Raw genomic sequence first — 24,282 nt, forward strand, 5'->3', positions numbered from 1 at the left:
AGCCTAATAAAGTTGTTATGCAAGCATAATAATTAAAGTCTTTTTTGGTAGATAAGTAGTTATACAATAAGTTATTAAGTTTTATTAAAAACTTAAAATTTTGTTAAACTGTTTAAAAAAATATGTAACTTGTGCCCAACTAAACGAGTGAAGATGAGAATAACCCTACAACTATTTGTGGTAATGGCTATGCTATGTACTACTTTTTCGTATTCCCAAACCCTAAATGAAACTTCAGGAACAGGTTCAGGAGTAAACATTACTTCAGGAGATTTTAATACTATGTATGGAGATAGTACAGGGTCTTTTTTAACATCTGGTAGCCAAACAGTTTTTATTGGATATCAAGCAGGTAGATCAAATACAACTTCTGAGTCTGTATTTATAGGTTACCAAGCTGGATATTCAAACACTACAGGTTTTGACAACACATTTGTTGGTTGGCAAGCCGGTAGATTAACTACAACTGGTGGAGATAACACGTTCTTTGGTGCAGAATCAGGAGAGCTTAACACAACGGGATATGATAATACTTTTGTTGGTGAGGAATCAGGAGCAAATAATACAACTGGTTATGAAAATACGTTTATTGGAGAGGATGCAGGTTTTTCGAATACTACAGGTTATAAAAATACATTTGTAGGTAACGAGGCAGGAATATCTTCAGGAACTGGATTTCGAAACACTGGTATTGGAGACGAAGCTCTGAGTGATGTTACTACTGGAGACCATAATACTGCTTTAGGAGATTCAGCTGGTATTGATGTAAATGCAGGTCGTTGGAATACATTTATTGGAGCAGCTTCAGGTGTAGCTACAGAACATGCAGATTACAACACTTTTGTAGGAGGAATGTCTGGTTGGGATAACAACCGTACTAATAGTACAACCAACGCAAACAGAAACACCTATGTAGGTTTTCAAACAGGTTTTTCTAACCGTGAAGGAGAAGACAACGTAGGTATGGGAGCGTTTTCTGATTATAACAATACTGTTAGAAGTAGAACTACCTTTATTGGAGCAGCTATGGATGTGGATAATAATGATGTTACAATGATAGGATATAGTGGTTACAACAATGCACAATATTCTATTTCTATAGGTCAACACCATGACATGAGAGGTACTGGAGCCATAGGTTTAGGGTATGAGTCAAATCTAAATGCCAATTCAAACTATTCTGTAGGAATCGGTTATCAAGTAGATGTTAACGAGAATAATGCAATTGCAATAGGACAACAAGCTACCATTAACAGTGAACACGGTATGGGATTAGGATTCCAAACCACAGTAGATGGTACATACTCTGTTGCTATTGGATATCAGGCTACTGCAGCTGTTGATAGTACAATGGTTTTAGGAGGTACAGTGCATCCACTAAGTGTAGGTATTGGTACCAATACACCAAATAAAAAAGCTTCATTAGAATTAGCTGATACAGATAAAGGTTTTAAAATAAATAGCTTAACTAATGCACAGCGTACGGCTTTAGCAAGTAATTTAACAGTTACTGAAGAAGGTATGATGGTGTATGATAATGAGGACAATGCACTATATACTTGGAGTGGTAGTGCTTGGGCAGCGGTCGATACAGATACGGGTGACAATTTAGGAAACCATACAGCAACAACTACCGTTAATTTAGCTAATAATGATGTTAATAATTCAGGAAATTTTGAAATAAATGATAATAAAACATTAACTTTTGATGGTGGAGGTTTCGGTTCTAACCGTTACCAATTAAAGGAAGTTTATACAACTGAAACTGAGAATGCTTATGGTCCAATAACATCAGCTGGAGGAAGTTTACGTTTTAATTCGCCAGATTTAGGAGTTCATGGTTTTACATGGGGGCCTGAAGGGTTGGCTCCAACTGCCGCTTTAAGTTCAAATGGTAACTTCCAAATTGCAGGATATTTAAATATTGCAGGAGCATACCAATTCCCAACTATAGATGGTACAAGTACACAAGTATTAGCAACAAATGGTTCAGGTACGTTATCTTGGGTTGATAATACAGATGATCAAAAAGTTGATGAGTTTACTTTATCAAGTAACACATTAAGTTTATCGTTAGAAGGAGATGCAGAAGCTGCTAAAACTGTAGATTTATCAGGATATTTAGATAATACAGATAGTCAAGATTTAACATTATCAGGAAGTACATTAAGCTTAACAAACGATGCAACCTCTGTAGATTTATCAAGCTTTTTAGATAACACAGATGCACAAACATTATCTTTTTCAGGTACTAGTTTAACAATTGCAAATGGTAACTCAGTTGATTTATCTAGTTTACAAGATGGTACAGGAACAGATAACCAAGATTTAGATTTATCAGGGAACACATTAAGTTTAACAAACGATGCTACATCTGTTGATTTATCAAGTTTCTTAGATAACACAGATGCACAATCAATCTCGTTATCAACAAATACATTAAGTATTTCAGGAAATGCATCTACAGTTGATTTATCGGGATATTTAGATAACACGGATGCGCAAGCAATTTCATTGTCAACAAACACTTTAAGTATCTCAGGAAACGCTTCTACAGTTGATTTATCTACTTATTTAGATAACACAGATGCGCAAACATTAACATTATCTGGTAGCAACTTAACTATTGCTAATGGTAACACAGTTGATTTATCTGGAATTGGAGGTACTAATACTGATAATCAAGATTTAACATTATCTGGAAATACATTAAGCTTAACAAATGATGCTACTTCAGTAGATTTATCTGGATTCTTAGATAATACAGATGCGCAAACATTAACATTATCTGGTAACAACTTAACGATTGCTAATGGTAACACAGTTGATTTATCTGGAATTGGAGGTACTAATACTGATAATCAAGATTTAACATTATCTGGAAATACGTTAAGTTTAACTAACGATGCTACTTCAGTTGATTTATCTGGATACTTAGATAATACAGATGCACAAACATTAACGTTATCTGGAAATAATTTAACAATTGCTAATGGTAACACAGTTGATTTATCAGCATATACAAATACAGATAGTCAGAATTTAACTTCTGCTACTTTATCAGGAACTACTTTAACAGTAGCTATTGAAAATGGTGCTTCTGTAAATGTTGACTTATCTCCGCTTTTAACAGCTCAACAAGCTCAAATTAATGATTTAATTAGTAGAGTTGAAAGTATTGAAAGTTGTGCTTGTGGCGGAACTTTAAGTTCTGGTGGAGGTTTAACGGCTGGTAGAAATCAACCAATTTTATATCAAAACATACCAAACCCATTCAACGGAACTACATCTATTAAGTATTATGTTCCTGAGACTATGGATAAGGCCGCTATTGTATTCAGTAATACATCAGGACAGGTTATTGATACTGTTCATTTAAACAAATTAGGAGAACAAGAAATCTATTTTAATAGTTCTTCTTTACCTGTAGGTGTTTACTATTATACTTTATACATTAGAGGACACAAAGTAGATACTAAGAAAATGGTAATTGAATAATTTCAATTATAAATAAGATACAAAGCTTCATCAATTTATTATTGGTGGAGCTTTATTTTTTTGTGGACTTATGAAGCTTACTGTAGATTTACTCAATACTTTTTTAATTCTAATAGCTCTTTTTATAGCTTATTTAATGCCTTTTGAACTGTTTCTCATATCGTATGCATTATTAGGTCCATTACACTACCTAACAGAAATTAATTGGATAAAAGACAAATCGTATTTTGTTAAAGAAAAGTACTGGCTTCAACTGTGTGTAGTGATGGCTTTACTAATTGCAATTCCAGCCCTGATTGGTCTAGATTTTATTAAAAATAGCTTATCAAAAAGCATAATTTCAATAGTTGATTCAGTAAAACCGTATACAAATATGGCTATCTTTTTATGTTTAGTAGCTGCTTTTACAGCAATATTTATAAAGAGAAATTACCTAAAAGTAATCGTGTTTTTTGGTATGGGAATCTTAAGTTTTTTCTTAATTAAAGTATCTAACTTTAATTTAATTATTGGAATTTTCTTACCAACCTTAATACACGTTTATGTATTTACAATGTTGTTTATGTGGTATGGGACATTAAAACAAAGTACTAAAGTTGGAAGTTTTAATGTAATACTTTTAGCTGCTGTTCCAATAATAGTCTATTTTCTTCCTTTATATGATAGCTGGCGAGTATTGTCAGAATATGTAAAAAATGTCTATGTAGAAAGTAAATTTTATTTATTAAACGTTTATACATCAAAAACAATAGGAGCTTCAGACGGAAGTAATTTTAATTTTTCGGATATAATTACAGGAAAAATTCAACTTTTTATTTCCTTCGCTTATACCTATCATTATTTAAATTGGTTTTCCAAAACTACCATTATTGGTTGGCATAAAAATATCAATAAAACAAAGTTATTTGCACTGTTAACTATTTGGGTTGTATCAGTGGCTTTGTATGCTTATAACTTTAAATTAGGGTTAATTTTACTATTATTCTTGAGTTTTATGCACGTGTTTTTAGAGTTTCCTGTTAACATAATTTCAATAAAGGAAATTGTTAAGCATTACACCAAGAAATTAAATTCAGTAAAAACTAATTAAGGTTTTTTGACTTTTCTTTGATGATTTGCGCAACCGTTTTATTCGCTATTTTACTTTCTAACCACGATAGAATATCTAAATAAAGAAAGGCTCTTTTTTCGTAAGGATGATGCTCAAATGCTTGTAGTTTTCTATGAATATTTTGGAATTCCTTTTTAAATTCATGTGGATATAAATCTCCTAAAGATCGAATGGATTCTATGAAGATTTTTTGTACTTCTTGGAGGCTTTCCATTTTTAATAAGAATTTATACGTCTCTTTAAATTGTCTTTCTAAATGATAATCCAATCCACACTCATAATGTGCTATTAAATTCAGTACTCTGGCAAAGCACTGTAAATCTTCACCAACATGAAGTTTCTTAGCTTCAATTATCTTTGTAAGATACTGTATACATTCTTTATTTTTCCCCATACCAAAGTACAAACAAGCAATTTTGTAATAAAACTGAACAATATGATGTTGATCAATTCTACTCTGATATTCCACTATTTTTTCATTGATTTCATCAATTAAATATTCACCATCTTTAAAAGATCCTTCAATAAAATGCTTGTGCAATTTATTGGTATATAGGTACTGAAACATCAAAATTTCAGTGTTACTATTTAAAGTAATTTCACTATTTAAAATTTCTGATTCGAAGAAATCTAGCTCTTTTATAAATTCTTCTTTTTGTCGAGTAAAAAAGAGCGATTCCAAGAAGTAGTTTTTTCCTTTTAAATAAAACACAGGATTCAGTTGAATCATTTTTGGATATTCATAGAATAGCATAGTCCACTTCTTAGCATATTTATATCCGTTTAAAAAGTCTTGTGTTAAAAAACAACGCCATAAATGTGCCTTGTAAAGCCATAATTTTTCTCTAAATCCTAAAGTATTGTAGTCAAATTCAGGGAGTCTGGCATTAAAGTAATCGTTAATTTTCTGTAGTTCATCATCGTTTCTTGAGTATCCAGTTTTTAATAGGATTCCGTACAGTTGTAATGATAGATTAGACAACTTACTGGTAATAACGTTTTGCTGACTTAACTCCTTTGCTTGTACTGTTAATTCATCTGCTCTAGTATCTATACTTCTAGTGATGTATTGACTTTCAATTATTTTTTCCAGTTCAACTATTTCATAAGCAATATTCTTTTCTTCATTTTCAATAGCCATAGTTTTGGCTTTGTCTAATAACTTTAGACTTTGCTTATAAAGTCCTTTTTGATATAAAACAGTCGCAAAATCCAATTGCTCACGTATTTGAACTCTTATGTTTTTATGTGCCGGATTCATTCTAAGACTTGTTAGAATTTGCTTGTACAAATGAGCCTTTAAATTTGATAATTGTTGCTTGCTAACAATTCCACTATCAATAATTGCTTTTTCATCATATTTTTTCTGTTTCTCTAAGAATTTAAAAAGCGCATAAAATTTAGCTTCATTATTTCCAACTAGGCGGCCAACATACAAGTTAAATTGTCTCTTTTCAGATTTAGTTAAGGACTGGATGAGTTCGAATAAAGTATCTTGATATTGATTAGCTCTTGTAAAATTATTCATTTTAAGTACTTGTAAAACAGTTTGTTAAAAATAGTTTTATCGGGTTTAGATATCGTAAATACAAAGTTTAGATTTAAGACTTCTACAGCCCCAATATATACATTTGATAGAGATAACAACAACTATTTAAAAAATGAAAGACAATAAAGTCCAAATTTTTGATACAACTTTAAGAGATGGTGAACAGGTGCCAGGTTGTAAATTAGATACTCAACAAAAGCTAGAAATAGCTGCTCGATTAGATACATTAGGTGTAGATATAATTGAAGCTGGTTTTCCTGTTTCAAGTCCTGGTGATTTTACTTCAGTATCTGAAATTGCGAAACTAGTAAAAAACGCCACTGTTTGTGGACTAACTCGTGCAGTTCAAAAAGATATTGAAGTTGCTGCTGATGCTTTAAAACATGCAGTAAAACCAAGAATTCACACGGGTATAGGTACCAGTGATTCTCATATCAAATATAAATTCAATAGTTCAAGAGATGAAGTAATTGAAAGAGCAAAACAAGCTGTAGCTTATGCTAAAAACTATGTTGATGATGTAGAGTTTTATGCCGAAGATGCTGGAAGAACCGATAACGCTTTTTTGGCTAAAGTATGTGAAGAAGTTATAAAATCTGGAGCAACGGTTTTAAACATTCCTGATACAACTGGGTATTGTTTACCTAGTGAGTATGGTGAAAAAATTAAATATTTAAAAGATAATGTAAGAGGAATAGAAAACGTAATTCTTTCTTGTCATTGTCATAACGATTTAGGATTGGCTACTGCGAATTCAATTGCTGGTGTTGTAAATGGTGCAAGACAAATAGAATGTACTATTAACGGAATTGGAGAACGTGCTGGAAATACTGCTTTAGAGGAAGTCGTCATGATTTTAAAACAACATCCGTATTTAGATTTACATACCAATATCAACACACAATTATTATACGATACAAGTTTAATGGTTCGTGAAAAAATGGGTATGCCAGTTCAACCAAACAAAGCCATTGTAGGTGCTAATGCTTTTGCACATAGTTCTGGAATTCATCAAGATGGAGTAATTAAAAATAGAAGTACTTATGAGATTATCAATCCAGAAGAGGTTGGTGTTACAGAAAGTGCTATTGTTTTAACAGCAAGAAGTGGTAGAGCAGCGTTAGCATACAGAGCAAAGAAAATTGGTTATGAGTTGACTAAGGTTCAACTAGACAAAGCATATCAAACTTTTTTACAGTTTGCTGATCGACAAAAAGAGGTAATCGATGAAGATATTCATGTGATTATGAAACAAATCAATAAAATTTCAAAAATAGCGATCGCATAATGGGAAAAACATTATTTGATAAAGTTTGGGATGCGCATGTGGTTGACACTATAGAAAATGGACCAGATGTTTTATATATCGACAAGCATTTAATTCACGAGGTAACAAGCCCTCAAGCTTTTAACGAGCTTAAAGAAAGAGGGATACCAATTGCTCGTCCTGATAAAATTGTGGCAACTGCAGATCATAATACACCAACGGTAAATCAACATTTACCTGTAAAAGATGAGTTGTCTAGAAATCAACTTAAACAATTAGAAAGAAACTGTAAAGAAAATAATATAACCTTATATGGTTTAGGACATAAATACAACGGAATTGTGCACGTAATGGCTCCTGAATTGGGAATTACACAGCCAGGCATGACAATGGTTTGCGGAGATAGTCATACATCAACTCATGGAGCATTTGGAGCAATTGCCTTTGGAATAGGTACAAGTCAAGTAGCACAGGTATTTGCGAGTCAATGTTTATTGATGCAAAAACCAAAAAGTTTGCGTGTAAATGTAAATGGAAAATTGAAAAAAGGTGTACTTCCTAAAGATGTGATTTTATACATCATCTCGAAGTTGGGTACAAATTCAGGAACAGGTTATTTCTGTGAATATGCCGGAAATGTTTTTGAAGAAATGTCGATGGAAGGTAGAATGACCGTTTGTAATATGAGTATTGAAATGGGAGCAAGAGGAGGAATGATTGCACCAGATCAGACAACTTTTGAGTACGTAAAAGGAAGAAAATTTTCACCAACAGGCGAAAAGTTACAAGAGAAGATTGCTTACTGGAAAACCTTAGCAACAGATGAAGATGCTGTTTTTGATCAAGAGTATTCTTTTGACGCTGAAGATATAGAACCAATGGTTACTTACGGAACAAATCCAGGGATGGGAATAAAAATAACTGAAAAAATTCCTGAGAGTAACGATAAATCGTTTGAAAAATCATTAGCATACATGAATTTTTCTAAAGGTGAAAGCTTAATAGGAAAACCAATTAATTATGTATTTATTGGAAGTTGCACCAACTCACGAATTGAAGATTTTAAAGTAGCTGCGAATTTTGTAAAAGGAAAACAAAAGGCTTCTAATGTAAATGCTTGGTTAGTTCCAGGATCACAACAAGTAGCAAAGCAAATTAAAGAAGAAGGTCTACAAGAAATATTTGAAAGTGCTGGTTTTGAATTACGCCAACCAGGTTGTTCAGCTTGTTTAGCAATGAATGATGATAAAATTCCGGAAGGCGAATATTGTGTTTCTACTTCAAACAGAAATTTTGAAGGAAGACAAGGACAAGGTGCGAGAACAATTTTAGCAAGTCCACTTGTGGCGGCAGCAACCGCAATCGAAGGGCAAATTATTGATGTAACTAAATATGTAAGCTAATGGAAAAGTTTGTAAGATTAATAGATACAGCAATTCCCTTATCTATTTCAAATGTAGATACAGACCAAATTATACCAGCACGTTTTTTAAAAGCAACAGATAAAAAAGGATTTGGAGAGAACTTATTCAGAGATTGGCGTTTTGAAAAAGATGGCTCTGTAAATCAAAAATTTGTTCTGAACCATCCAGAGTATAAAGGCACAATTTTAATTGCGGGAGATAATTTTGGTTGTGGATCTAGTAGAGAGCATGCCGCTTGGGCGTTAGTTGGATATGGTTTTAAAGTAGTAATCAGTAGTTTTTTTGCTGATATTTTTAAAGGAAATGCCTTAAACAATGGATTACTTCCTGTGCAAGTTTCGGAAAAGTATTTAAACTTCTTGTTGAAAGAGGTAGAAGAGAATCCGCATACAGCAATTGAAATTTGCTTAGAAGAACAAGAAATCAGAGTTCAAGGAAGTCATTGTTCAGAAAAATTTGAAATAGATCCTTATAAAAAAGTATGCTTATTAAATGGTTATGACGATATCGACTTCTTATTAAGTAAAAAAGATAAAATAAAAAAGTACGAAGCCTCTTTATAATATAAATTATGAAATTTAATATAACTGTAATTCCCGGAGATGGAATTGGACCAGAAGTAACGGAGCAATCTATCAAAGTGTTAGAAGCCATTTCAGAAATGTATGATCACACATTTGTTTATGAAAAAGTTATGATGGGAGCCTGTGCAATTGATAAAACAGGAAATCCATTGCCAAATGAAACTTTAGCGTCTTGTAAAAAAAGCGATGCTATACTTTTTGGAGCTATTGGTGATCCTAAATACGATAATGATCCAACAGCCAAAGTAAGACCAGAACAAGGTCTTTTAAAATTACGAAAAGAGTTAGGGTTGTTCTGCAATGTAAGGCCAGTTACCGCTTATAATTCATTATTGAAAAATTCTCCGTTAAAAGAGGAGATTATTAAAGATACTGATATCACTATTTACAGAGAACTAACTGGAGGAATTTATTTCGGAATAAAAGAGTTAAGTGATGATGGACAAATAGCTTTTGATGGATGCTCATATTCAGTGGAAGAAATTGAACGAATGGGACATTTAGCATTTAAAGCAGCTCAAAATAGAAGAAAGAAGTTAACGTTGGTGGATAAAGCTAATGTATTGGAAACTTCTAGATTATGGAGGAAAACAATTACCAAACTCGCCGAGCAATATAAAGATGTAGAGGTAGATACTATGTTTGTTGATAATGCTGCAATGCAGTTAATTTTAAATCCAAAACAATTTGATGTTATACTTACTGAAAACTTGTTTGGAGATATTTTATCAGATGAAGCAAGTGTAATTGGAGGCTCAATAGGTTTATTGGCGTCTGCATCTATTGGAGATAGAAATGCACTATTTGAACCAATTCATGGTTCGTACCCACAAGCAAAAGGAAAAGATATAGCCAATCCGTTAGCATCAATTCTTTCTGCGGCTATGCTATTAAAACATTTAGGTTTGCATAAAGAATCGTTTGTAATAGAAAAAGCGGTTCAAAAATCATTAGAATTAGGTATTACTACACAAGATATCAACTATGAGAATAGTTTCAGCACCTCAAAAGTTGGAGATTTTATTGTGGATTATATCCATAATCAAGAGGATAGTAATATTAATTTTATGAATGTCCATATGGGACAAAGTACAATAATTTAGTTGATTTTGTATTTGAAGTAAAAACACCCTTTTTAGGGTGTTTTTTATTTTGAATTATATTCAATAAAAACACTTAATTATTAAAAATAATTCAACAAAAAGAACATTTAAAACACTTTTAATTTAAATAAAAATGTTAAAATGTGATTTTTTTTCAAAATAATGTATTTTTATTTAAATCGTAATTTCTCGGTCAATAATTAAGCATATAATAAATCTCATATGTTTTTGAAATAGCAAATTAACATATTATAATTTTAAGCACCTTTTTTTTGACGACTTGATTTTTATTTACATCGTTTTCGCTTGTTTCACAGGGGTTTAGGTTTTGTTTTTTAGTTTGAACACTATAGATTTGGGAAGCAGTTAACTAATATAAAATCTTATAATTTATGTCAAACTCAAGAAAACTTAGACTAACGATTTTAGCATGTTTATTGCAAATCATGGCGTTTGCTCAAGAAGAAGCAAAAAAGAGCAAAATTTCATTCACAGGTAGTGTAGATGCTTACTACCAAACGTATCTAACAACTTCAGATACATCAGGACAGTCTTTTGGTTCATCCTTTGCTGAAAACTCTGGATTTGCTTTGGGTATGGCAAATGTAATTGCGAGTTACAATATGGGGAAAACGGGAGCAGTTGCAGATTTAGCTTTTGGAGACAGAGGTGTAGGAGCTGTTGGTGGAGATGGAACAATTGGCGATAATAACTTTTTCGTAAACCAATTGTATGTGTATTGGAATGTTTCAGAAAAAACTACACTAACTTTTGGTCGCTTTAATACCTATTTAGGGTATGAAGTAATTTCACCGACTGGTAATTTTAACTACAGTACTTCTCATTTATTTTCAAATGGACCTTTTTCTCATGTAGGAGTAAAAGCTGATTTCTCTCTTTCGGATGATGTTAGTTTAATGGTAGCAGTAATGAATGTTACTGATGTGAATACAAATTTAACAGGTGTTTATTCTGTTGGTGCTCAGTTAGGATATGCAAGTCAGTATCTTAATTTTTATTATGATGGAGGAGCTGGTTTAGGTTTCGAAATTGATTACACAGGAGGTTTTGACCTAATTGAAAAGCTTTACTTAGGAATCAATGCTGCATATGCCGATAACGAAGGTAACGGATTTTATGGAGCAGCTTTATATCCACAATTAGGAATAACAGATGATTTTACATTAGGGTTAAGAGGAGAGTATTTCGCAGAACTAGGAAATAATGGGTTGTTTGCTGCATCTGATGATGATAGTGTTTTTGGAGTAACGCTTACAGGAAGTTATAAGGTTGAAAATTTCACAATTAAACCTGAGTTACGATTAGATAGCAACTCTGAAGAAGTTTTTCTAGACAATGATGGAACACCAACAAAGAGCTTAGCAGCATTTACAATCGGAGCAATCTATAGCTTTTAATCAAAAAAGAATCAACAATAATTTACAAGAATATGATAACTAATTTTTTATTAACTATTACAGAGCCTCAAGTGGCTGAAGATTTAGCAAAACAAGTAGAGGCTATTAAAGGAGACATGACAATGTTGTGGATTTTAATTTCGGGTATTCTAGTGTTTTTAATGCAGGCTGGATTTACATTGGTAGAATCAGGAATGACAAGGTCTAAAAACGTGGTTAATATTGCTATGAAGAATGCATTGGATATTGCGGTAGGATCATTAGTGTTTTGGTTTGTAGGATATTCTTTAATGTACGGAGATACCAATGGTTGGATTGGTTGGAGCGGTTTTGCTTTTTACAATAAATTAGATCCTTCAGATTTATTTTTCCAAACGGTTTTCTGTGCTACTGCGGCTACTATTGTTTCAGGAGCTATTGCAGGTAGAACAAAATATACAACTTATATAGTTTTTTCTGTGGTAATGACGGCTTTTATATATCCAATCGCTGGAGGATGGCAATGGAATGGAGATGGTTGGTTAGCAAAAGAAGGATTTATTGATTTTGCTGGTTCATCTATTGTACATTCTGTTGGAGGATGGGCAGCGTTAATTGCAGCTATTTTAGTGGGTCCTAGATTAGGGAAATATACAGAAGATGGTAAAGCAGTTACTATTCCAGGTCATAATAAACTTTTAGCAACTTTAGGAGTATTCATTCTTTGGTTTGGATGGTTCGGGTTTAATGGTGGATCTCAATTAGCTTGGGGTGGAGATGATGCAGTAGGAGCATCTAAAGTGGTGTTGTTAACAAATCTAGCTGCTGCTGCAGGAACCTTAGGAGCACTTATCATTTCATGGATAAAATACAAGAAACCAAATTTAGATATGACATTAAATGGTGCTTTAGCTGGTTTAGTTAGTATAACTGCTGGTTGTGGAAATATGTCTGAAGGTGGAGCTGTATTGGCAGGTTTAATTGGAGGTGTTATCGTTGTGTTCTCTATGGAGTTTATCGAGCAAAAATTAAAAATTGATGATGCTGTTGGAGCTGTATCTGTTCATGGTGTTGTTGGTGCTTGGGGAACTTTAGTAATTGGTTTATGGGGAGTTAACGGTGAAACTGCTATCGGTTTATTAAACGGAGGCGGAGCTGCTCAATTTTTAACGCAACTTACAGGAACAGTAGCGTATGCTGTTTGGGCGTTATCAACTTCACTTATTTTCTTATATATACTAAAGAAAACAATAGGTTTACGTGTTACAGAAGAAGAAGAAATAGAAGGATTGGATTTATCTGAGCATGGAGCTTTAGCATATCCAGGAAAAAGAAATAGAGGAAGTCAAGAGGAAATTGAAACGTATAAAGAAGAAGAATTAGAACTAGCTGGTAGTGGAGTTTAACTTTTTAAAAAGAAGAATTCTAATAACCAATAAAGTAAGTATTGCTTAGTATTTTATAAATCGACATGTAGGAAATTAACACTTAATTGAAGCAAGCTTACTTAGATGAGAAATGTGTTTTATACGCATTTCTCATCATACTCTTAAATAACCTCATTAATAAACAATCAACTTACAATGGAAGATCAAGGCTTATATTTAAATGAATTTGAAAGAGATAATTGTGGAGCTGGATTTATATGCAATCTAAAAGGAAAAAAATCAAACCAAATAATTCACGACGCACTTGAAATTTTAATAAAATTAGAACACAGAGGTGCTGTTAGTTCTGATGGTAGAACTGGAGACGGAGCAGGAATTTTAATTGATATTCCGCATGATTTTTTTAACCGTGTCTGTAACTTTACATTACCTGAATCTAAAGATTATGCAGTTGGACAGGTATTTCTTCCAAAGAAATTTAATCAAAGTAGCTATTGTGAAAAAGTATTAGAAACTGAATTAAAAAAACAAGGATTACATATTTTAGGCTGGAGAGATGTTCCAGTTGATACTTCAAATTTAGGAGCAATTGCAGCTAAAACGCAACCTAAAATCAAACAAATTTTTGTAGCTAAAGGAGAAAAAGAACTAACCGATTTACAATTTAATGCAAAGCTTTTTGCTGCAAGAAAAATTAGTGAACATACCATTGCTAACTCAAAAATATCTGAAAGTAGTTATTTCTATCTATCAAGTTTATCTACAACAACTTTAATATACAAAGGCTTACTAATGCCCGAAGATATCGGACGATTTTATACCGATTTAAAACAACCTGATTTAGTTACTCGACTTGCTTTAGTGCATCAACGTTTTTCAACGAATACATTTCCATCTTGGGATTTGGCGCAACCATTCAGATTCATGTGCCATAATGGAGAAATTAACACGTTGAAAGGAAACGTAAAAAGAATGATGGCGAGAGAGGAATTAATGAAGTCTGATTTATTCGGTGATGATATTGATAAACTGTATCCTATTATCACTAGTGGTAAATCTGATTCAGCTTCTATGGATATGGCTGTGGAATTGTTGTTAATGACAGGTAGATCTTTACCTGAAGTAATGATGATGTTAGTTCCTGAAGCTTGGGAGAGAGATGAAACCATGGATGAAGATAAAAAGGCTTTTTATGAGTATAACTCGTGTATTATGGAGCCATGGGATGGTCCAGCTTCTGTTCCTTTTACCGATGGTAATTTTATCGGAGCTGTTCTAGATAGAAATGGTTTACGTCCTTCGAGATATACCGTAACAAAAAGAGGAAATGTTGTAATGTCTTCTGAAATCGGAGTGTTAAATATAAAACCAGAAAATGTTGTAAAACACGGACGATTAGAGCCTGGTAAAATGTTTTTGGTAGATATGAATGCTGGTAGAATTATCGAGGATGAAGAAATTAAGAGAGAAATAGTATCTAAATATCCGTATAAAAAATGGGTAAAAGAGCATACACTTCCGTTGGCAGATATTCCTTATACTCAAAATGAAATTGTTCAAGAGAAAACCGATTATTATACACGCTTACGTTTATTTGGTTATACCACTGAAGAGATAGATCATATTATTGCGCCGATGGCTGCGGAAGGTAAGGAAGGAATTGGTTCTATGGGAACTGACACTCCATTGGCTGTTTTATCTGATAAACCGCAGTTACTGTATAATTATTTTAAGCAATTATTTGCTCAAGTAACAAACCCACCATTAGATGGAATTCGAGAGGAAATCATCACCGATATCAGTTTGGCAATTGGTTCGGATAGAAATATTTTTGATATCGTTCCAGAACAGGCAAAAAAACTTAGAATTCAAAATCCGGTAATTTCCAACGAAGATTTAGATAAGATCAAAAATTTAGATCATGAAGATTTTAAAGCGGTAACAATTCCAATGTTATTTCCTTTAGAAAAAGGTGTAAACGGAATTGAAAATGCTTTAGAGGGTATCTTATATAAGGCTACAGTTGCTGTTGAAGATGAAGGAGCTAATGTTATTATTTTATCCGATAGAGGAGTTAATAAGGAATGGGCTCCAATTCCAGCATTATTAGCGTGTTCGTATTTACACAATTCAATGTACAGAAAGAAAACACGTTCTAAAATCGGGATCATCATTGAAAGTGCAGAGCCTAGAGAGCCGCATCATTTTGCAACATTATTTGGTTACGGAGCAAGCGCTATCAATCCGTATATGGTAAATGAAATTATAGCCAAGCAAGTAAATAGCGGTGTTATTAAAGATATTGAAGTTGGCAAAGCGGTGAAAAATTTCAATAAGGCTATTGGTAAAGGATTGTTGAAGATTATGAATAAAATCGGGATTTCAACATTACATTCCTATCGTGCTTCTCAAATTTTTGAAATACTTGGTTTAAAAAAAGCTTTTACCGATAAATATTTCCCTGGAACTCCGTCTAGAATAGGAGGAATAGGATTATATGTTTTGCAGAAAGATATTTATAAACGATGCACAGAGTCATTTAGAGATAAAAATATTGATGCACTTCTGAATTTAGAAGTAGGTGGAGATTATCGTTGGAGGCGTAATGGAGAGCGTCATATGTTCAATCCAACAACTGTTTCTAAATTACAACAAGCTGTTCGTTCTAAAAGTAAAGAGAGTTATAAAGTTTACGCAGACAAAATCAACAAACAATCTGAAGAGTTAATGACTATTAGAGGTCTGTTTGAATTTGTGAATTTAGATCCTATTCCGATAGAGGAAGTAGAGCCTTGGACAGAAATTGTTAAACGCTTCAAAACAGGAGCTATGTCGTACGGTTCTATTAGTCAAGAAGCACATGAAAACTTAGCCATTGCGATGAATAGAATTGGAGGGAAATCAAACTCAGGTGAAGGAGGAGAAAATAAAGAACGGTTTAAAAAATTATCTAATGGTGATTCAAAAAATAGTGCTATTAAACAAGTTGCTTCTGGTAGATTCGGAGTAACTAGTAACTATTTAACAAACGCTAAAGAAATTCAAATAAAAATGGCTCAAGGAGCTAAACCTGGTGAAGGTGGTCAACTTCCAGGAAAAAAAGTATTGCCGTGGATTGCAGAAGTCAGAAATTCAACTCCTTATGTTGGGTTAATTTCACCACCACCTCATCATGATATTTATTCTATTGAGGATTTAGCTCAGTTAATTTTCGATTTAAAGAATGCGAATAGAGAAGCAAGAATCAATGTAAAACTAGTCTCTAAAGTTGGGGTTGGAACCATTGCTGCTGGAGTCGCAAAAGCGAAAGCCGATGTCATTTTAATTTCAGGATTTGACGGAGGAACTGGAGCTTCTCCTTTAACGTCTTTACGACATGCTGGATTACCATGGGAATTAGGAATTGCAGAAGCACAACAAACTTTGGTAATGAATAATTTAAGAGGTAGAGTTGTACTTGAATGTGACGGACAATTAAAAACGGGACGTGATGTAGCTATTGCTTGTTTGTTAGGAGCGGAAGAGTTCGGGTTTGCTACGGCTCCTTTGGTGGCTTCAGGTTGTATAATGATGCGTCAATGTCATTTAAATACCTGCCCAGTTGGAATTGCAACACAAGATCCTGAGTTAAGGAAAAACTTTAAAGGTACACCTGAGCATGTAATTAACTTTATGTATTTCGTTGCAGAAGAACTTCGTCAAATTATGGCATCTCTTGGTTTTAGATCTATCAAAGAAATGGTTGGTCAAGTTGAGAAACTAAATGTGAATAATGCGATTAATCACTACAAAGCAAAAGGAGTTGATGTATCAGCAATACTTCATAAACCAATAACGGATGTTGATCCGGTTTTATTCAATACAGAAAAGCAAGATCATAGTTTAGAAAAAGTATTGGACTTTAAAATTGTAGATGATGCTAAAGGTGCCATCAAGAATAAAATTAAGTCTGAGTTTTCCTATGAAATTCAAAATACAAATCGTTCAGTAGGCGCTTTAATGAGTAATGAAATTTCGAAGCTTCATGGTGAGAAAGGGTTGCCTGAAGATACATTAACATTACGATTTAAAGGTTCTGCTGGACAAAGTTTCGGAGCGTTTGCAACACATGGTTTAACAATGATTGTCGATGGTGAAACCAATGATTATTTAGGGAAAGGATTATCTGGCGCAAAAGTAATTGTGAAGAAACCTAAAGAGGCTGATTTTGTCGCAAAAGATAATATCATTGTTGGGAATGTTTGTTTTTACGGTGCCGTAAAAGGGGAAGCTTATATAAACGGAATTGCAGGAGAGCGTTTTTGTGTTCGTAATTCTGGAATCACGGCTGTTGTAGAAGGAATCGGGGATCATGGTTGTGAGTATATGACAGGTGGTACAGTGGTTGTTTTAGGAAAAACAGGTAGAAATTTCGCTGCTGGAATGAGCGGAGGAATAGCTTATGTGTATGATCCTTCTCATCAATTCAGAAATGAACTATGCAACCTTGAAATGGTTGAACTTGTTCATTTAGAAACTGAAGATCAGTATGAATTAAAGGAATTGATCTCTAAGCATGTGAGTTATACTAAAAGTGATTTAGGAACTTCAATTTTAGAAGATTGGGAAATAAATAAAATGGATTTTATTAAAGTGTATCCAACTGATTATAGATTGGCTTTAGAGAGAATAGCGAAAGAAGAATTAACAAAAATAACAGCTTAGTATTATGGGAGAATTAGGCGGATTTAAAAAATACGAAAGAAAGCAAGAGTATAATAATGCTGTAGAAGATAGAGTTCAGAATTTCAAAGAATTTACAAGTCCATTATCTGAAGAAGAGCAACAAAAGCAAGGTTCTCGATGTATGGATTGTGGTATTCCTTTTTGTCATAGTGGTTGTCCATTAGGAAATTTCATTCCAGATTTTAATGATATGGTTCATAAAGGTGAATGGAGAAAAGCATTGGAAATTTTACATGCTACCAATAATTTTCCTGAATTTACAGGTAGGTTATGTCCTGCACCTTGCGAAAAAGCGTGCGTTTTAGGAATTATAGATGAACCCGTTGCTATAGAGAATATCGAAAAATATATCGTTGAAAAAGGTTTTGAAAAAGGCTGGATTAAAGCTAAACGCCCGAGTTACCGTTCAGGAAAAACGGTAGCCGTTGTAGGTTCTGGACCAGCTGGTTTGGCTGCTGCTCAGCAATTAAATAGAGCCGGACATTTGGTTACTGTTTTTGAACGTGAAGATAAATTGGGAGGATTGCTGCGTTATGGAATTCCAAATTTCAAATTAGAAAAAGAAATTATTGATCGCCGTATCAATATATTGGAAGAGGAAGGTATTATTTTCAAAACAAATGCAAATATTGGTGTGAATGTTTCTGAGGAAGAATTAAAAGATTTTGACGCAACTGTTCTTTGTGGTGGCGCAACTCAAGCAAGGCATTTACCAATTCCAGGTGCAGATGCTAAAGGAATACACCAAGCTATGGATTTCTTAACACGTCAAACAAAAGCATTGTTGAATCCTAAGTTAGAAAGTGAAATTATTAGCGCAAAAGGTAAAAATGTTATTGTTATTGGTGGTGGAGATACAGGATCTGATTGTATTGGTACTTCTAATAGGCATGGAGCTGCATCGGTTACAAATTTCGAAATTATGCCAAAACCACCTGAAGCTCGAAGTGAAAAAACACCATGGCCTTTTTGGCCTTTACACTTAAAAACTAGTTCTTCTCATGAAGAAGGTTGTAATCGTAATTGGCTGATTAATACGAAAGAGTTTATCAAAAATGACAAAGGTGAATTAGTTGCATTAAAAATCGTTGAGGTAGAATGGAAGTTAATTCCAGGAGAACGCCCACAGTTAATTGAAAAAGAAGGAACTGAAAAAACGTGGCCTTGTGATTTGGTGTTTTTAGCATTAGGATTTACAGGCCCTGAAAAAAACTTACCTCAAAAATTAGGAATAGTTCAAGATGCTCGCTCTAATATTAAAGCCAGTATTCATAATTATCAAACGAATGTTCAAGGTATTTTTACAGCGGGAGATATGAGAAGAGGTCAGTCGTTAATTGTCTGGGCAATTTCAGAAGGAAGACAAGTAGCACATCATGTTGATGCTTACCTAATGGGAAGCTCTAGTTTACCTTTAAAAGATGCTAATGATTTGCTAAGTGCGTAACATTTTTTAAAAAATGATTAGGATATATCAAAAATAATTAACAATATTTGTGCAAACAGATGAATAAACAGATTTTAAATATCATTTCTATTATTGTCGTTGTGATTATTATTTCACAAGGATAACGGAAGTGTATATGTAAATTTTAAAACATAAAATCGAAAAGGCTTCCTAAATTTTAGGAAGCCTTTTTTAGTTTAAACTTATGAACTTAATTCAGAACATCGTAATTATCATTATTGTCATTATTAGCTCACCACCGAGTTGATACAGATGGTTATTGTTCTAAAAGAAGCCTGTATCTACTCTAGATACAGGCTTTTTTTGTTACAATGAATATCATATGTAATTTAATTTAAGTAGCTGATAATAAGGTTTTTAATAATTTACAATTAAACTTAAAAATCATAGATGTAAAGAATAGAGAGATTGTATAAAAAAAGTATAAAATAAATTCGAATAACTAATTAATTAACAATGTATTTCAACGATCAAAGTGTAGTTTTTTATAACGGGAAATTTATAAAAGCTAAAGAAGCTTCTTCAGATTTGTATAGCCAAAGTTTACACTATGGAAATGGTGTCTTTGAAGGAATTAGATCTTATAAAACAGATAATGGTGCTAGAATTTTTAAGTCTCACGAGCACTACAAAAGATTAAAATTTGGAGCTGAAGTAATGAATATTAACCTCAATTATTCCGAGGATGAATTAACAGAAATCACTTACAAATTATTAGAGTTAAATAATTTAGAAGATGCTTATATCCGACCGTTAATTACTACAGGAGCAAATATGAGTTTGCTTACTTCAGAGGAAACCAATGTAATTATTCAATGTTGGGAATGGGGAAAATACATGGGAGATAAATTGTTGAGAGTAAAAACATCAAAATTTCAAAGACCAAACCCTAAGTCTTGTTTTGTAGAAGCAAAAGTAACAGGTCATTACGTAAACTCAATTCTTTCTACTAATGAAGCAAAAAGCGAAGGTTATGATGAGGCATTGTTATTAGACATGAATGGTAAAGTAGCCGAATGTTCTGGAGCAAATGTTTTTATGCAAAAAGATGGAAAGTTATATACACCACCAAGAGGGCATATAATGGCTGGGATTACAAGAGCAACAATTATAGAAATCTGTCAAGAAGAAGGAATTCCTGTAGAGGAGAAGTTCTTTACACTTGACGAATTAAAATCAGCAGATGCTTGTTTTTTCACAGGTACGGCTGCAGAAGTGGTTGGTTTACAATCCTTAGATGAGTATGAATTTCCAATGAAATGGGAAGAAACTCATGGATTTGAATTGATGAAATTATACCAAGCAGAAGTTTTAGGGCAACGAGTTAAAGAAAACGCATTATAAAATGGAACTGAATAAGTTTAGTAAACAAGTAACACAAGATGATACACAACCTGCGGCACAAGCAATGTTGCATGCTATTGGGTTATCAAAAGAAGATTTACAAAAGCCATTTGTAGGAATTGCAAGTACAGGATACGAAGGAAATCCTTGTAATATGCATTTAAATGATTTGGCAAAATTGGTGAAAAAGGGAACCGAAAATGTCAATTTAGTTGGATTAATATTTAATACCATCGGAGTTTCAGACGGAATTTCAATGGGAACACCTGGTATGCGTTATTCGCTACCTTCTCGAGATGTAATTGCAGATTCTATGGAAACTGTAGTTCAAGCCATGTCTTATGACGGTTTGGTTACTGTAGTTGGTTGCGATAAAAACATGCCAGGTGCTTTAATGGCAATGCTACGATTAAATAGACCTTCAGTTTTGGTGTATGGAGGAACAATCGCTTCCGGATGTCATGAAGGTCAAAAATTAGATGTTGTATCTGCTTTTGAAGCCTGGGGAAGTAAAGTTGCAGGAACAATTACGCAACAACAATATCAAAGTGTTATTGAAAAAGCTTGTCCGGGTGCAGGTGCCTGCGGAGGTATGTATACTGCAAATACAATGGCTTCGGCTATAGAAGCTTTAGGTATGAGTTTACCTTATAATTCTTCGAATCCAGCTATTAGTGATGATAAAGAAAACGAATCAGTAAAAGCAGGAGAGGCATTACGTGTATTATTAGAAAAGGATATTAAACCTTCTGATATTGTTACGAAAAAATCTCTAGAGAACGCAGTTCGTTTAGTAACTGTAATGGGAGGTTCTACAAATGCAGTGTTACATTTCTTAGCGATAGCGAAAGCTGCTGATGTACAGTTTACTCTGGAAGATTTTCAACGTATATCTGATGAAACGCCATTTTTAGCCGATTTAAAACCTAGTGGAAAATACTTAATGGAAGATGTGCATAAAGTTGGAGGAACACCGGCTGTACTTAAATATCTTCTAGAAAAAGGTTTGGTTCACGGCGATTGCTTAACAGTTACCGGAAAGACTTTAGCTGAAAATTTAGCTGATGTTCCAAGTTTAACAGAAGGACAAGAAGTTATCAAGCCAATTAATAACCCAATAAAAGAAACTGGACATTTAAGAATGTTGTACGGAAACTTAGCTAAAGAAGGTTCTGTAGCGAAAATTACAGGAAAAGAAGGATTGTACTTCTCCGGAAAAGCAAAGGTTTTTGAAGGTGAATATGCTGCTAATGATGGAATTAAAAAAGGAGAAGTAGCAAAAGGTGATGTTGTCGTAATCCGTTATGAAGGACCAAAAGGAGGACCAGGAATGCCGGAAATGTTAAAACCAACAGCTGCGATAATGGGAGCTGGTTTAGGAAAAGAAGTAGCATTAATTACAGATGGTCGATTTTCTGGTGGAACTCATGGTTTTGTCGTTGGTCATATTACGCCTGAAGCTCAAGAAGGAGGTGTAATTGCATTGGTAAAAGATGGAGATATTATTTCTATTAATGCACAAACCAACACAATAAACCTAGAGGTTTCAGAAGAAGAACTAGCTCAAAGAAAAAAAGAATGGAAAGCTCCACCGTTAAAAGTAAAAAGAGGAGTGTTATATAAATATGCAAAAACAGTAGCATCTGCATCTAATGGATGTGTAACCGATGAATTTTAAAACTACGACATCATGGAAACTAAAACAACAACAAGTACAGTTAAAGGTGTAAAAACTAATGTGACAATTTCAGGTGCTGAAGCAGTCATTAAATGTTTATTAGCAGAAGGAGTCGATATTTTATATGGTTATCCGGGCGGTGCTATTATGCCTGTTTATGATGAATTATATAAGTATCAGAAAGAGTTACATCACGTACTTACACGTCATGAGCAAGGTGCTACACATGCTGCACAAGGTTATGCTAGAGCTACAGGAAAAGTTGGAGTTGCTATTGCTACTTCTGGACCTGGAGCAACGAATTTAATTACGGGAATTGCTGATGCTCAAATAGATTCAACACCAATGGTTTGTATCACTGGTCAGGTTGCAGAACATTTATTAGGAACTGATGCGTTTCAAGAAACAGATATAGTAGGTATTTCTACACCCGTAACAAAATGGAATTATCAGATTACAAAAGCTTCCGAAATACCAGAAGTATTAGCAAAGGCATTTTACATTGCTCGTTCTGGAAGACCAGGGCCAGTATTAATTGACATAACCAAAAATGCTCAGTTTGAAAAGTTTGAATTTTCATATGAACCCTGTACTTCAGTTAGAAGTTATAAAGCAGTTCCTAAATTAGAATTGGATGCGGTAAAAAAAGCTGCTGAACTTATTAATGAAGCTAAAAAACCATTCATTATCTGGGGACAAGGGGTTATTCTTGGTAAAGCGGAAGAGGAATTTAAAACCTTTATCGAAAAAACAGGAATTCCTTCTGCGAGCACACTTTTGGGCTTATCTGCATTACCAACAAAGCATAAATTACATGTAGGTCTGGTAGGAATGCATGGAAATTACGGTCCTAATAAACTTACAAACGAATGTGATGTATTAATCGCTATAGGAATGCGTTTTGATGATCGTGTTACAGGTGATTTAAGTCGTTATGCAAAACAAGCTAAGGTTGTTCATTTTGAGATAGATCCTGCTGAGGTAAATAAAAATGTCTTTGCAGATGTTCCAGTTTTAGGTGATGTAAAAGAGAGTTTGAAAGAGATACTGCCATTTGTAGATGAGAAAGAGCACACAGATTGGTTACAAGAATTTAGAAATCATGATGCTGTTGAATTTGATAAGGTTATAAAAAGAGATTTATATCCACTGAAAGAAGGATTAACAATGGGAGAAGTTATTAAAGAAATAAACAATGCTTCTAAAGGAAAAGCTATTGTTGTAACAGATGTTGGTCAACATCAAATGATCGCTTGTCGTTATGCAGATTTCAATCAGTCAAAAAGTAATATTACTTCTGGAGGTCTAGGAACCATGGGGTTTGCTTTGCCTGCTGCTATCGGCGCAAAAATGGGTACTCCAGAAAGAGAAGTTGTAGCGGTAATTGGAGACGGAGGTTATCAAATGACAATTCAAGAATTAGGAACCATTTTACAAACAAAAGCAGCAGTAAAAATAGTGGTGTTAAACAATGAGTTCTTAGGAATGGTTCGTCAATGGCAACAACTGTTTTTTGATAAGCGATATGCATCTACAGTAATGACAAATCCAGATTTTGTAACTATTGCGCAAGGATATCATATTCCAGCTAAAAGAGTTACTAAAAGAGAAGAATTAGCAAGTGCAGTTTCGGAAATGATGCAGTCTGAAGAAGCATTTTTCTTAGAAGTATGTGTAGAGAAAGAAGACAATGTATTCCCTATGATTCCTACAGGTTCATCAGTTTCAGAAGTTAGATTAAGTTAA

Annotated in this window: 14 protein-coding genes; 13 read left to right on the top strand and 1 reads right to left on the bottom strand. The window is 33.6% G+C overall.

From position 1 onward, the window contains the following. The first annotated feature begins 153 nt into the window (after nt 1-153). Both EV195_RS15770 and EV195_RS15775 read left to right on the top strand, forming a co-directional pair. The gene (locus EV195_RS15770; protein ID WP_132795939.1) at nt 154-3,498 is read left to right on the top strand and encodes a hypothetical protein; all 3,345 of its coding nucleotides are present in this window, start codon (nt 154-156) and stop codon (nt 3,496-3,498) included. A gap of 70 nt (nt 3,499-3,568) precedes the next feature. After that, on the top strand, nt 3,569-4,588 hold the full coding sequence (locus EV195_RS15775; RefSeq protein ID WP_132795940.1) for a hypothetical protein: 1,020 nt from the start codon (nt 3,569-3,571) through the stop codon (nt 4,586-4,588). On the opposite strand, the gene EV195_RS15780 is transcribed toward EV195_RS15775, so the two are convergent. Next, on the bottom strand, nt 4,581-6,137 hold the full coding sequence (locus tag EV195_RS15780) for a hypothetical protein (protein ID WP_132795941.1): 1,557 nt from the start codon (nt 6,135-6,137) through the stop codon (nt 4,581-4,583). The two genes, EV195_RS15775 and EV195_RS15780, sit on opposite strands and share 8 nt — an antisense overlap. A gap of 133 nt (nt 6,138-6,270) precedes the next feature. On the opposite strand from EV195_RS15780, the gene EV195_RS15785 reads away from it, so the two are divergent. The 11 genes from EV195_RS15785 (at nt 6,271) to ilvB (ending at nt 24,282) form a co-directional block, all read left to right on the top strand. After that, nucleotides 6,271-7,446, top strand: a complete 1,176-nt coding sequence (locus EV195_RS15785; protein WP_132795942.1) for a 2-isopropylmalate synthase — start codon at nt 6,271-6,273, stop codon at nt 7,444-7,446. Then, complete coding sequence (gene leuC, locus EV195_RS15790; protein WP_132795943.1) at nt 7,446-8,828, top strand: 3-isopropylmalate dehydratase large subunit; 1,383 nt, start codon at nt 7,446-7,448, stop codon at nt 8,826-8,828. The genes EV195_RS15785 and leuC overlap by 1 nt, the downstream gene beginning before the upstream one ends. Further along, nucleotides 8,828-9,412 (top strand): 3-isopropylmalate dehydratase small subunit, encoded by a 585-nt coding sequence (gene leuD / locus EV195_RS15795; protein WP_132795944.1) that lies wholly within the window; start codon nt 8,828-8,830, stop codon nt 9,410-9,412. The genes leuC and leuD overlap by 1 nt, the downstream gene beginning before the upstream one ends. Before the next feature lie 8 nt (nt 9,413-9,420). Beyond that, a complete protein-coding gene (gene leuB / locus EV195_RS15800) occupies nt 9,421-10,536 on the top strand; it encodes a 3-isopropylmalate dehydrogenase (protein ID WP_132795945.1) in 1,116 nt (371 codons plus the stop codon). A 392-nt stretch (nt 10,537-10,928) separates the two neighbouring features. Then, nucleotides 10,929-11,954 (top strand): outer membrane beta-barrel protein, encoded by a 1,026-nt coding sequence (locus EV195_RS15805; protein WP_132795946.1) that lies wholly within the window; start codon nt 10,929-10,931, stop codon nt 11,952-11,954. A gap of 32 nt (nt 11,955-11,986) precedes the next feature. Continuing rightward, complete coding sequence (locus EV195_RS15810) at nt 11,987-13,339, top strand: ammonium transporter (RefSeq protein WP_132795947.1); 1,353 nt, start codon at nt 11,987-11,989, stop codon at nt 13,337-13,339. Between the two features lie 177 nt (nt 13,340-13,516). Next, nucleotides 13,517-18,025 (top strand): glutamate synthase large subunit, encoded by a 4,509-nt coding sequence (gene gltB / locus EV195_RS15815; protein WP_132795948.1) that lies wholly within the window; start codon nt 13,517-13,519, stop codon nt 18,023-18,025. A 4-nt stretch (nt 18,026-18,029) separates the two neighbouring features. Further along, nucleotides 18,030-19,493: a glutamate synthase subunit beta gene (locus EV195_RS15820; protein ID WP_132795949.1), complete on the top strand. Its 1,464-nt coding sequence runs from the start codon at nt 18,030-18,032 to the stop codon at nt 19,491-19,493. Between the two features lie 477 nt (nt 19,494-19,970). Then, nucleotides 19,971-20,858: a branched-chain amino acid transaminase gene (locus tag EV195_RS15825; RefSeq protein WP_132795950.1), complete on the top strand. Its 888-nt coding sequence runs from the start codon at nt 19,971-19,973 to the stop codon at nt 20,856-20,858. A 1-nt stretch (nt 20,859) separates the two neighbouring features. Next, entirely contained in the window at nt 20,860-22,536 is a 1,677-nt protein-coding gene (gene ilvD / locus EV195_RS15830; protein WP_132795951.1) for a dihydroxy-acid dehydratase, read from the top strand. 12 nt (nt 22,537-22,548) lie between these two features. Further along, nucleotides 22,549-24,282 carry a biosynthetic-type acetolactate synthase large subunit gene (gene ilvB / locus EV195_RS15835; RefSeq protein WP_132795952.1) on the top strand — a complete coding sequence of 578 codons (1,734 nt, stop codon included), beginning with the start codon at nt 22,549-22,551 and terminating at the stop codon, nt 24,280-24,282.

It is taken from the genome of Tenacibaculum skagerrakense, assembly GCF_004345825.1.
Classification (GTDB): Bacteria; Bacteroidota; Bacteroidia; order Flavobacteriales; family Flavobacteriaceae; genus Polaribacter; species Polaribacter skagerrakensis.